The 11,934-nt window shown below is 68.8% G+C and carries 7 protein-coding genes and 2 pseudogenes; 8 read left to right on the forward strand and 1 reads right to left on the reverse strand.

Features of this window, described 5'->3' with window-relative positions; genetic code table 11:
- The 4 genes and pseudogenes from ABZ749_RS17315 to ABZ749_RS17330 form a co-directional block, all read left to right on the forward strand.
- Positions 1-646: pseudogene (locus ABZ749_RS17315) on the forward strand (phenylalanine--tRNA ligase subunit beta); the annotation flags it as partial.
- A gap of 340 nt (positions 647-986) precedes the next feature.
- Positions 987-1,313: a hypothetical protein gene (locus tag ABZ749_RS17320; protein WP_357228808.1), complete on the forward strand. Its 327-nt coding sequence runs from the start codon at positions 987-989 to the stop codon at positions 1,311-1,313.
- Positions 1,314-1,329: 16 nt separating this feature from the next.
- Positions 1,330-3,438 (forward strand): NB-ARC domain-containing protein, encoded by a 2,109-nt coding sequence (locus ABZ749_RS17325; protein ID WP_357228811.1) that lies wholly within the window; start codon positions 1,330-1,332, stop codon positions 3,436-3,438.
- A 110-nt stretch (positions 3,439-3,548) separates the two neighbouring features.
- Entirely contained in the window at positions 3,549-6,401 is a 2,853-nt protein-coding gene (locus ABZ749_RS17330; RefSeq protein ID WP_357228813.1) for a hypothetical protein, read from the forward strand.
- Between the two features lie 197 nt (positions 6,402-6,598).
- On the opposite strand, the gene ABZ749_RS17335 is transcribed toward ABZ749_RS17330, so the two are convergent.
- On the reverse strand, positions 6,599-7,486 hold the full coding sequence (locus tag ABZ749_RS17335; protein ID WP_357228815.1) for a Crp/Fnr family transcriptional regulator: 888 nt from the start codon (positions 7,484-7,486) through the stop codon (positions 6,599-6,601).
- A gap of 176 nt (positions 7,487-7,662) precedes the next feature.
- On the opposite strand from ABZ749_RS17335, the gene ABZ749_RS17340 reads away from it, so the two are divergent.
- The 4 genes and pseudogenes from ABZ749_RS17340 to ABZ749_RS17355 all read left to right on the forward strand — a co-directional run.
- Positions 7,663-8,484 (forward strand): hypothetical protein, encoded by an 822-nt coding sequence (locus ABZ749_RS17340; RefSeq protein ID WP_357228818.1) that lies wholly within the window; start codon positions 7,663-7,665, stop codon positions 8,482-8,484.
- Positions 8,481-10,787: a hypothetical protein gene (locus tag ABZ749_RS17345; protein WP_357228821.1), complete on the forward strand. Its 2,307-nt coding sequence runs from the start codon at positions 8,481-8,483 to the stop codon at positions 10,785-10,787. Before ABZ749_RS17340 ends, ABZ749_RS17345 begins: the two co-directional genes overlap by 4 nt.
- Positions 10,784-11,614, forward strand: coding sequence for a hypothetical protein (locus ABZ749_RS17350; RefSeq protein WP_357228824.1), 831 nt, complete (start codon positions 10,784-10,786; stop codon positions 11,612-11,614). Before ABZ749_RS17345 ends, ABZ749_RS17350 begins: the two co-directional genes overlap by 4 nt.
- A 154-nt stretch (positions 11,615-11,768) precedes the next feature.
- A pseudogene (locus ABZ749_RS17355) lies at positions 11,769-11,934 on the forward strand (N-acetyl-gamma-glutamyl-phosphate reductase); the annotation flags it as partial.

The raw sequence follows: 11,934 nt of genomic DNA on the forward strand, positions 1-11,934 counted from the left end.
GGTGGTGCCGGCGCAGCCGGTGCACGTCGCGGTGGTGCTCTCCGGCGACCTGGACCCGGCCGGCTGGTGGGGTGCGGGTCGACCGGCCGGCTGGGCGGACGCGATCGAGGCCGGCCGTGACGTGCTGGCCGCCGCCGGGATCCCGGACGAGCGGGTCGAGGTGCGTGCCGCCGAGTACGCCCCGTGGCACCCGGGTCGCTGCGCCGAGCTGCGGGTCGACGGCTCGGTCGTCGGACACGCCGGGGAGTTGCACCCGGTGGTGGTGGCGGCGCTGGAGCTGCCCCGCCGCACCAGCGCGATGGAGCTGAACCTCGACACGCTGCCGCCGACCCCGGTGACGCCGGCGCCGACGGTTTCCGGTTTCCCGCCGGCGTTGATCGACGTGGCTCTGGTGGTGGACGAGTCGGTGCCGGCGGAGCAGGTGCGCCGGGCGCTGGAGGCGGGCGCCGGTGAGCTGCTGGAGGACGTGCGGCTGTTCGACGTGTACTCCGGCGCGCAGCTCGGCGCCGGCCGCCGGTCGCTGGCGTACAAGCTCACCTTCCGGGCACCGGACCGGACGCTCACCGTCGAGGAGGCGGTCGCGGCACGGGACGCGGCGGTCGCCGTCGCGGCGGAGCGCCTCGGCGCCACCCTGCGCGGCGCCTGACGCGACTCTCGACGGCCCCGGTACCCGGCAGCGGGTAGCGGGGCCGTCGTCGTGTCGCCGCCGGCTCCGCCGTGTCGGGCTTCCGACAGGCCGCGCGAGCCTTCGCCGTCGGCGACGGTGTCCCCTGGCAGGTCGCGGTGGCGGGGCACCAGGCATCCGTCGCCAATGGCATGTGTCGACGTCGATACAAGACGGCGTTCGGGTGGCCGGCCGGGGGCTCGGCGTCGACGTTGCCGACCGTCTCGCGAGCCTTTCCGAGGTCCACACGAATCGGTAGCCTTGCCTGGCGAAGGGGTGAGCGCCGACGCCTGTCGCAGGCCTTCAGGTCAAGGAGCAGCGCATGATCGAGGCAATTGTCGCCGGGGCGCTCGTCAAGATCGCCGAGGGGTCCGGGGCGGCTCTCGTCGACATGATCCGGCGGCGATTCGTCCGCGGGGACGAGCCGGCGGGGATGCTCGAATCGCTGGACCGGGTCACGCGGGGCGACGCCTCGGCGGACGACGTGGCTCAGCTCCGTGCGCTTCTGGCCCGTCTCGCGGCCGAGGATCCGGAGTTCCTGCGGGAGCTCCGGCAGGGGGCGACGCCGGCTGGCAACACGAACGTGGTGGCCTCCAGCAACGTGGGCAAGCTGGTGCAGGCCCAGCGCGTCGGCGACATCACGATGTAGCCGGAAGGTGACCGACATGGAGCCCGCCTCCGGAAGCTCGTCGCACAACGTCGCCGAGGGCCTGTTGGCGCACCAGGTCCTCCAGGTGGGCACCTCCGGCGCGATCTACGTCGAACAGCCGCGCACGGCCGCGCGCGTGCCCGAGCCACCGCACATGCTCCCGGGCGGCATCGGGAGGATCGTCGGCAGGCACCACCTGCTGCACGAGATGGACGAGGCGATGACGACGCCGGGCTCGCGCTGCTGCATGCTCTGGGGGTTGGCCGGCTCGGGAAAGACCACCCTCGCGGTGGCCTGGGCCAGCTCGCGCATCGCCGAATATCCCGACGGGCAGTTCTTCGTCGACATGCGCGCGTACTCCGGTACACCGCGCATCGAGGCCCGGGACGCCCTGCGTAGCTTCCTGGCCACGCTGGGGATCAATCGGTCCGACCTTCCTGACGACGAGGCGGAGTGGGGCGGCGTCTTCCGCGCCGTCACCGCCGGCCGGCGCTGCCTCGTCATCGTGGACAACGTCGGTTCCTACGAGCAGGTTCGGGACCTGGTGCCGGGCTTCGGGTCGGTGTTGGTGGTGACCAGCCGCCGGGCGATCCCCGAGATGAGCGTTCGTCACGACGCCCGGGTCATCAAACTTCCGTTGCTGACCCTCGACGAGGGGGTGGAGCTCATCGCCGAACGTGTGGGGTTCGTCCGCGTCGAACGGGAGCAGGCCGCCGCCCGGCGCATCGTGCAGCTTCTGGAGGGGCATCCGCTGGCGCTGGCAATCGTCTCGGCGAAGCTCGCCATCCAGACCACCTGGACGATCGACGACGCGGCGAGGGGAATCGAGGAGGAGCAGAGCCCACTTCGCTTCCTCGACGACGCCGGTCTGGGCATCGAGGTCGGACGCGTCATCTCCTGGTCACTGGACGACCTCGACGCGGCGACGACGAAGGTCCTCTACGTCGCGTCCATGCTGCCCAGCAACGAATGCTCGGTCGCGGTGCTGTGCCTCGTCCTCGACCAGCCCAGGCGGGTGTGTGACCGCAGTCTTCAAGCCCTGTGCCTGGCATCCCTGATCGACGAGATCAGCCCTGGCCGTTACCGCTTCCACGACCTGATGAAGGCCTATCTCGCGGAGACGCTCGGGCAGGTGCTGGACCCCGCCGAGCAGGAGCTGACCGCGCGCCGCATCCGCACCGTGTACCTGGCGTTGAGCTACGCCGCCGATCGCGCCATCGATCCGCACCGGGACTCCCTGCCGGTGGACCAGGAGCTGCTGGCGGTCGTCGGATCGGTCAGCCTCACGGTGGCGCAGGCCCTCTCCTGGTTCGAGTCGATCACCGCGTCCATGACCTACCTCATCGAGGAGGCCCGGGCCGACGACGACTTCGCCTTCATCACCCGGTTCGCGCGGGCGGTCAACACGTTCCTCTACTGGCGACAGGACGTCACGAGAACGCTGTCCGTCCAGCGGGAGGCTGTCGCCGCGGCGGCCGCCGGCGACCCGGCGATGGAGGCGCTGTCCCGACGCGCACTGGGACGGGCCCTCGCGGACATCGGCCAGCTTGAGCCGGCGAAGGAGCAGTTGCGCGCCTCGATGGCGCTGGACGCGGCGTCCGGCGACGACTCGGGTCGGGCGTCGTCGCATCACGCCATGTCCGAGCTCTGCCTCCGGTCGGGTGACCACCGGGAGGCGCTCCGCTGGGGGTTGCGCGCGGCCCGGGAATCGAGAAACGGCAACAACGTCGTCCGCGAGGCCCGGGGTCTGTACGACGCGGCCCGAGCCCTGAACGAGACCGGCCACCATTCGTGGGCCCGGGGGCTCGGCCTGCGCAGCCTCGCCATGTGCGAGGAGCGCGGCAACGACTACGGCCGGGCTCTGGCCCTGCGTCTGCTCGGCGCGACCGGCCTGCGGTCGGGCGAGGTCGAAGAGGGCTGCACCTGGTTGGAGCGGGCCTGGCGGGTGGAGGAGTCCCTCGGCAACTTCCGTTCCGTCCGGACGATCCTGGGCCAGCTCGAGCAGGCGTACGGTCAGTGCGGGAACGCGAGCGCCGTGGAAGAGGTCCAACGGGCACTGGCCCGCCTGGAGCACTACCCGGATCTCACCCAGTCGACGTTGGTGGTCGGGAGTCCGGCGACATGAGTCCTCGGTACGCGCCGCTCGTCCCGGCTGACGAGCTCGCCAGCCCCGCGTCCTATCGGCAACTGCGGCGGGAGCGGGAAGCCACGAGGTTCCGCCACGATATCGAAGCGATGGTCGACAGAGCCTGCCGGGCGGAGGCGGACGGCCCGCTCCTGCGGAACACCTTCACGTCGCTGAGCGGGAACCTCGCGGCCGAGGGTGCCCTCAGCGTCGCCGGGCTCGTCCCACCCGAGCGTTTCGACAGCGCGCGGCGGGTGTACGACTCGGCGATCGACACCAGGGGCAGCCGTGGCTCGCTGCACAACTACCTGAACGTCGCCGACGCGGGCTCCCTGGTCGAGCACCCTGACTTCCGGGAGGCGTTCTCCCATCCGCTGCTGGTCGCGCTCGTCGCGCACGCCCTCGGCGGGCCCGTGAAGATCATCGACTTGCGGGCCAAGGACACGCAGCCACTCGACGTCGTGGCGCGGGACAACACCCTGCACGTCGACAACAGCCCCTTCATGGACGAGTTCAAGGTGATCGTCACCTGGACGATGGGCACCGGTCGAGGGCCCTCGGGGCAGGGGCTCACCTACCTGCCCCGCACGAATCGGCTCCTGCGGCAGTGCTACGTGGACGACGACGGCACCGTGTGGAGCGACGAGGACAGCTGCATCTTTCCCTCGCAGGCCCGGGTGGACGAGGCGCTCGCCGCCCAGGCCCGTTTCTTCGACGACGGCCTCCCGCGAGTCGTCCATCTTGAGGACATCCCGGCGCCGTGTCACACGATCTTCGCCGCGAGTCGGCTGGTCCATCACCGGTACCGTACGTCCGCCGGCGGGCCACGCAGCGCGATCATGGCGGCGTTCCACCGGACCGACGAGGGCACCGGCTTCCTCGGCGCCAATGACCTTCCGGGGTCGGCTCTCGACCGGTTCCTGTTGGCGAGCGGGGACGGGCGTTCCTTCCTGGAGCTTCTCGCCGACGAGATGCCGCGGGTCGTCGCGGCGCTCGCGGCCGCCGCTTCCCGGCCCGGTTTCGTCGTCGACCCGGACCGGCATCTCCTGCGCGACGAGGGTTTCCGTGCCTGGTACGAGCGGCAGAGCGCGGGCGTCTCCCTCGACCGACTGCGCCGCGCCACGCTGGCCTCGGCCGTCGACGACGACACGCCCCTCGTGCAGCGCCTCGTCCTGCGCATGCAGTACGACCTGCAGGGCGCTCTCAACATGCCGCTCTACACCGACCTGCGGGAGGAGGTGCGCAAGCGGGCGCGGATCGTGATCCGGGAGATGACGCCGGAGCACATCCGGGACATCGTCACGCGGCACGACCTCGGTGCGGTCCTGCGCGCGGAGTCCGCGGCGCCGGGCCGGCCGGTCAGCGAACTCGCCGATGAGCTGCACGACGCGCTGGTAGCTCTGCGGCAGCTCCTGTCGACGGCGGTGGCGTCCCGGCCCGCCGGCCCGGTCTGGGGTTCGACCGACGGGAACGCGGCAGCGCTGTCCCTGCGACGCTTCATCGTCGATCTGTGCGTCGCGGCCGCTGACATCGCCGACGACGCGTCTCTGGCCACCGGGTGTGTGTTCGGTGCCCTCGGCTCCGTGCTGGCCGACGACCTTTTCGACCTGGGCGCTCCGGGCCGCGAGATCACCGGCGAGTTGTTCGGGATGTACATCCGGTTGGCGGCCCCCTCGCTGGGCGAACGATGCCCGGCACCTCCGGAGAAGGAGAAGCTGGACACCTATCTCGAATCCGTGAACGAGGAGAGGCAGACCGCCAAGCTGGCGTCCGAGGTCTGGTTTCAGGCCGCTTCCGCCGAGGTGACCGCGCGCAACGACGATTTCGTTCGCACGCTGCTGCGGGGTGTGCTGCCGCCGGGGCGACCCTCGCCGGAGTCCGGCGATCTCGGCGCGCTGCTGGCGGATCCCGTCGCGCTCAGCGCGTACTACTGGGAGCGGGTCGTGACCGGGAAATCGGTGGCGGTGCGCTTCGGCGCTGCCGATCTCGACACCCTCGACGGTTACTTCGGGCTGACGGCCGGCCGGAGCCTGCCGGACGCTGTCGCTCGGCTACGCGAGGAGACCACCCCGGGCTCACCGGCCGCGCACCTGCTCCGGGGCATCGAGCGGCTCGCGTCACGACGGGGCCAGTCTCACGCCGAGGCGTGCCGGGATGTCATGAGCCGCTTGTCGACGCACTGGCCGGACCTTGCCCGACGGTGTCGGGGCGGCCCGGACGCCGTACCGCTGCCGGCCGAGCGCATCCTCTCGACGCTTGACGACGCGATCGGCGTCGCGGGCGAGGAGGGCCGTCGCTCGCGCCGGCCGTCGCCGGGCGGTCCCGCGCAGGGGGCGGGGTCGGCCGAGGTGTTGTTGACGACCGCCGAGGCGCGGGAGTTGGCCCGCGTGTACATGCTCGCCCGGCTCTGTTTCAGCGCTGAGGAGTTCCGGATCGCGCAGTTGCTGGCCGCTGATCCGCGGGTCCGGTACGCCGTCCTCGCCAGCCATCTGTACCTGGTCTCCGAGGTGTCGCGGTCGGCGGCGGAACTCATCGAGGGCTGGGGCACGGCGAAGGTCCTGCTGCCCTTCACCGAGGCCTTCGTCAACGTCTCCGGCTACTCGTCGTCAGTCGTCGATCTCGCGCCGAACCCGAAACTGATCACGGTCATCGGCAACAACCTGTTGCCGGCCGTGGCCGGCGAGTTGCTGAGGCGGGACGCCACCGTCGACGAGGTGGATGCGGACATTCTGGCCGCAGGTGTCCAGGCAGCCGTGCAACGCGGCGTCTTCGACGTCACCATCGGCCTGTTCAACCAGGCCGACCGGCGGGACGTGGTGTCCCTGTCCGGCCTCAGCCGGCGGGTCTGTCCGGCGGTCCGGCCGTTCGGCGCGTTCTGTCGGCGTTGGCTGCCGTACTTCTTCGACCGTCATCCCGCCGCTCCGGAGCGAGCGGGTACGCCGGGGGTGAGATGCTGCGCCTGATCGCCGGGCACCCGTAGTTTGACTTGTCGCCGCGACCGGACACAGCCAGGCCGGGCACCGGACCGGACGCTCACCGCCGAGGAGATGGTCGTGGTACGGACGCGGCGTTCGCTGTCGCGGCTGAGCGCCTCGGCGTCACCGGGTGCCACGACTGACGGGTTCGACGGGTCTGCTCCTAAGGACGCAGGAGGAGACCCTCAATCTTCGCTAGATTCCAGGTTGCCGAGCTTCCGTAGGCTCGACAGATCGCGGACGGTGATCCGGCGGTAATCGGTGTCGACCAGGCCGTCTGTCCGTAGCTCCCGTAGCGCCTTCTGAATCGCGGTCTCGGAGGCGCCACAGATGGTCGCCAGGTCGGGTTGCGTGAGTCGGACGTCGATGATGATGCCATCAGGCCCTTGTCGTCCATGGGTCCGGCAAAGCTCCGCGATCACTCGGGCAACACGCAGTTTCACCGGGTACGACGTGAAGTCGATCCGCCGTCGATTGGACCACCGCAGCCGGTCGGACACCATCGCGGCGAGTTCGAGGGCGGCGTCTGGGTGTTCCTTCAGGAACTGCTTGAACCGGTCCGGCTGGATCACGCTGTACCTTGCGGGCCCGCAGGTCGTGACGGTCGCGGAGCGGGGTGCGTTGTTCAGCGCCGACATCTCGCCGACGAGATCACCGCCCACCCGGAGGGACAGCAGAGCGGACCGGCCGTCCGGCAGGGAAGCTGTCACCTTTGTCAGGCCCTCTTCGAGGAGTACCAGGTGTGATTCCCGTATGCCCTCGTGGATCACAATTTGCCCGGCGGGAACCTGACGACGAACGCCCAGGCCCAGTAGCGTCATTCTGACTGGCGGCGCGAGCCGTTGCAGGAACGTGCCGTAGGGCCACTCGCCGGCGGACAGTTCGCGTGGTCGTCGCATCTGCGGCCTCAGCCTCCTCCACTGACAGCCGCCGAAGCGTAGCCGTTCCTGTGCGCAGCGCGATGCCCCTGTGGCGGCGACGATTTCGACCAGCAGGCGGACGGCAATCAACACCAGCACAGCCATCGGTGACCATTCGAGGGCCAGCAGCAGCTCAAACAGGTTCGTCCTCATGGGACAAGGACACCGTGCGGGTCTCTGCCTGACTCCCGAACAGAACGGGATGACCGTTTCTCGACAGCCCGAGACGATGCCGTACTTCTACGGGATCCCGATCAGCCCTCGGCGGTTCGATGGTTCCTGCGGTGCTCGCTTGTTGGGCGAGCCGGGTGACGAAGGGCGGGAGTTTGATGCAACATCCCGAGCGTCGACTGTTGATCTCTGTGGATATGGAACGGTACAGCCGACGAAGCAACCTGCAGCAGTATGAGGCGCAACGGTATTTTCGCGAGCTGCTGCACGAGGCCGCTGACACTGTCGGCTTGGACCGCGTGGCCTGGACAACTCAGCAGGCGGGTGACGGCGAGCTGGCGATCGTGCCCCGCGAAGTGTCCGAGTCTCGTGTCATCGGTAAGTTCGTGCCGGAGCTGAACCGGCGGCTGCGCAGCCACAACAGCAGCCGCCTCCCCGTTGCCCGAATCCGACTTCGGGTGGCCGTACATCAGGGTTTGGTGCACCTGGACGGTGCGAACGGCTTCCCCGGCAACGCCGTCGTTTTTGTCTGTCGCCTGTGCGAGGCCGATCCCGTCAAGAAGGCCCTGGCAGCCTTTCCCGAGGCCGGGGTGGCTCTCGTTGTGTCGACCGAGATCTTCCGGGACGTGGTCAGCGAGTATCCGGAAGAGATGCGACCTGAGCGCTTCTTGCGGATCGAGGTGGCCCATCCGGACAAGGAGTTCCGCGAGCACGCCTGGCTCTGTGTGGTGGACGAGGATCTCAGCGGTGTCTCGGTCCCGGGCGTCGTGCCCCCCGACGGTGAAGGCTCCGCCCAGGCTGTGGAGGAGTCGGCGGACAACGGCGAGGCGGAGGCAGCGAACAGGGCGGCGGATCACGGTGGAATTCGTACCGGCGATATCCGCGTCAAGGGGCAGAACGCGATCGGTCACGGTGCGACGGCGATCGGCTCGCTTGGTCGCGACACGAACTTCGGCACGGGGCGAGGCAATCCCCGATGACCGGTCGGCACCCCACTGCCTCCGCTGCGACGGAGTGGGATCTGGAGAACCTTCCGCACAACGTGTTGGAGGCACCGGCCGTCGATGAACCGAGTGGTGACGACGACGATGTTGTGCTGGGCGGATCGCGGGACGGATCAACAGCTACAGGTCCCGGCGATGGCAAGGACGAGCCGGGCCCGGCAGAGGGACTGCCCGAGGAGCCGCCGGAGGAGGAGGTAGACGAACCTGAGGACCTCCTTGACCCTACCGACGTGCTGCGCGGGCTCGCTGGCCTACTGGGTGGGTCGAGCATCGACGTCGGCGATGTTCGGGTTCAGGGGCAGAACGCTACCGGTCATGGCGCCGTCGCGATCGGGACGGTCAACGTCACCGCCGCGCGATCCGACGGCGCTGGGCGCATCTGGTTCGAAACCCTGGTCGAGGCCAAGGTCCGCGACATCGCCAGCGGGTACGCGAACACGCCCAGTGATCACCGAATCGACCACCATCTCCAGCTCCACCACCTGGTCTGCCTCTCCGGTCCGGTCGGGAGTGGACTGATCACTTCGGCCACCTTGGCAGTGGCTCGGAAACACGGCTTTGGCCGGGTCCGTGTGCTCGGTGTCGAGCAGTTGTCCGATCTGCTCGGCGCTGAGACGCCTTTACCCGCCGGTCACGGCTACGTGCTCCGGCTGAGCGAGGTCGTACTCCGCGAGGTCGACGGGTTCACACTCGTGGCGCTCGCTGCCAGGGCTGCGACATCAGGCACGACACTGGTCCTGGCAGGGGACTTCTCCCGACGGAGACACGACCTCGTCGGCCACGTTGTGGAACACCGTGCAGCCCCGGCAGCTGAGGTATTTCGGGCGCAACTTCGCCATCAACTCGCCGGGCGGTGTGTCGGCTGGTGTGTGGACACGTGCGACGGGCATTGCCTGGAACAGTACGTGGATGTGGACTGCGCCGAACATCCACTGCTGTCGGCTTACCTGGCCGGAGAGCCCTCACCCGGCGAAGTCCTGAAGGTCGTCGAGACGATCGCCCGGACCGCTCCCAAGGCTGGCGCCCTGACGGAGCGGCTGGAGCAGTTTCTGCCGCTTCAACTTCGAGAGCGAGCCGTCGAGATCCTCGACCTGCGACGCGGCGGCGATGAGATCGATGGGTTCACGGCCGAGGACGTGCGAGCGTTCCGCCTGTCCTGCGCCGTGCTCGCCGGACAGCCCGTGGCCGAGATACACCAGGCAGCTCAACGTCTGGCCCGACTGCACTTTCAGGAAGTGGCGTCGATCGGTGTACCCCTGCGTGCGTCGGCAATCGAGGCGCTGTTGGGGTCGACACTGAGCCAGGCTGTCACCCGGCTGAGCGACGTACGCGTGCCGGGTGGGTGCCGGATCGACTTTCCGGCGGGGACGAAGCCGCTCAGATCGGCGTTGCTGGAAGTCGCGTGGGCTGAATGGTGGTCTCCGGCAGAGCTCCTCGGCTGGCTGGCGGACCTGATTCGGGGAGACCTTCCGGCGGTCCGACAGGCCGCCGCCGGAGCCATCGGCTGGTCGGCGACCCGCGATGTACAAGCGGCCCTCGACACGGTCGGAGTATTGGCCCGGGAACGGCGTGCCGGCGTTCGGCAGGCCGCGGCCATCGTGCTGGTCGCCATGGCCATGCAGCCGACGTTGCAGCATCGGGTCCGAACCGAACTCGGTAGGTGGACCGCCGGCCCGGCAGCTCATCTACGTGACACCGTGGCGCGGGCGTACAGCCTCGGGCTGGCCCAGCTCTGGCCGGATGCGGCGTTGGTGCAGTTGCGCCAGGTGGCGCATGCCCGGATGCAGCGGTGGAACGACTCCGTCGTCCGAGGGCTGGTCGAGGTGTACCGCAATGATCACGCGGCGAGTGTTGTGCCGGCGCTGGTGGATTGGACCGCTTCCGGCGATCCCGAGGTGCAACTCCACGCCGCGCGGACTCTGCGGGTGCTCGCGGACCGTTGGACGGAACCGCCCAGAGAACATTGGCCGGAGCTGCTGTACCTGGTCGATCAGGGGACGATCCGTCTGGCCGACCTGGCCGTGCTCTGGGCCACCGCCCTCAGCCTGCCGCGGACGGCATACCGCTCGTGGCGGTCCCTCGGATTCTGGCTGGACCGGGCTGACCGGCAGACGGTCGTCGCCGGCCACTGCCTTCAACTCGTGCGTCACGTGATCGCTGGACAGCCTGCACTGCGTCATCGCCTGAACCATCAGCTCCACCACGTATGGCGCCCCGTGATGCCCCACAACAGCCTGCTCGACGACGTACAACGCCTGATCGATGAGGAGATGCGATGATCATGAATCCGCCTGGTGGTCCCGGCACCAGACCACCCGTACCCACACAGGTGGACCGTCGTCGTTGGTGGCATGTGCTCTTTCCGCCAGCTGAGCTTCCCCTACCTCCAGCCCCACCACCGCCAGTCGTCCCCACCACGGCGACGTTCCGTCAGGATGTCCCGGGGCCGATCCTGGTGCCCGCCAAGGGCGACGCGTTCGATTTCCGGCTGCACGTCGTTTACAACTGGACCGCGCAGAACATGGCGTATGAGGAGCTTCGACTCCGCGCCGACCGCTACCTGGGGTGGGCTGCCGGAATTGTCCGGGAGCGGGCAGTGGATCTGGCACGTGAACACGAACCTCACCGCTCGCACGATCTCGAGCGCGCGCTGAACGGCCGTCTCGGTGGCCACCGCTGGCCGCGCGAGGGATTGGTGCCGTACTTCAGTGTGCTCATTCGCGTCAGCCCGGACGAGCGAGTACGGGAACGCCTCCGGCCGTACTGGGAGGATCGGATCAGGCTTGAGTGTGATCATGAGTTGCAGAAGATCAGGGCGACCCAGGCGGACGAGCTGACTCGTCGCTGGTGTGCGGTGCTGCAGAATCTTGAGGACGATCCGGTGACCTCGCATGCGGCGCGGTTGACTGGTGAGCAGTTCGCCGAGGTGTTCCGCCGGTACGTGGAGGAACGTCGAGAGGCGGTTCCTGACCTCATCAAACTGCTCCGAGAGGCGGTGCGTGGACATGGTGATCTCGGTATGGGGCCGAGCGAATACACGGAGGCCTGGGATGCGGCCCTGAGGACGTACGAGCGTCAGCACGGGTTGTCCGAGCGGGTGAACTGACACTCGGTGTCCTCTGCCAGGATCGTCTGGCAGAGGACACCCACGGCGTTGATCAGCGTGATTCATCTGTTCATTACCATGCACTGCACTGCATGAACTTGCACTCGTGAGTCGCCCTTGTTAATCTTCGCTGCATAGTCATGCGGAGGTGAGTATGGGGATCCGAGTCGCGGTCGCCGGAGCGAGCGGGTACGCCGGGGGTGAACTGCTGCGCCTGATCGCCGGGCACCCGGAGTTCGACCTGGTCGCCGCCACCGCGCACAGCCAGGCCGGGCACCGCGTCGACGTGGTGCACCCGCAGCTCACCGGGCTCGACCTGG

This window comes from Micromonospora sp. NPDC047753 (assembly GCF_040642735.1).
Classification (GTDB): domain Bacteria; phylum Actinomycetota; class Actinomycetes; order Mycobacteriales; family Micromonosporaceae; genus Micromonospora.

What these genes read in the sequence shown, in the direction of transcription:
- ABZ749_RS17320 (WP_357228808.1), top strand. Translation starts at nt 987, where the DNA reads ATGATCGAGGCAATTGTCGCCGGGGCGCTCGTCAAGATCGCCGAGGGG.
- ABZ749_RS17325 (WP_357228811.1), top strand. Translation starts at nt 1,330, where the DNA reads ATGGAGCCCGCCTCCGGAAGCTCGTCGCACAACGTCGCCGAGGGCCTG.
- ABZ749_RS17330 (WP_357228813.1), top strand. Translation starts at nt 3,549, where the DNA reads ATGGTCGACAGAGCCTGCCGGGCGGAGGCGGACGGCCCGCTCCTGCGG.
- ABZ749_RS17335 (WP_357228815.1), bottom strand. Translation starts at nt 7,486, where the DNA reads ATGAGGACGAACCTGTTTGAGCTGCTGCTGGCCCTCGAATGGTCACCG.
- ABZ749_RS17340 (WP_357228818.1), top strand. Translation starts at nt 7,663, where the DNA reads ATGCAACATCCCGAGCGTCGACTGTTGATCTCTGTGGATATGGAACGG.
- ABZ749_RS17345 (WP_357228821.1), top strand. Translation starts at nt 8,481, where the DNA reads ATGACCGGTCGGCACCCCACTGCCTCCGCTGCGACGGAGTGGGATCTG.
- ABZ749_RS17350 (WP_357228824.1), top strand. Translation starts at nt 10,784, where the DNA reads ATGATCATGAATCCGCCTGGTGGTCCCGGCACCAGACCACCCGTACCC.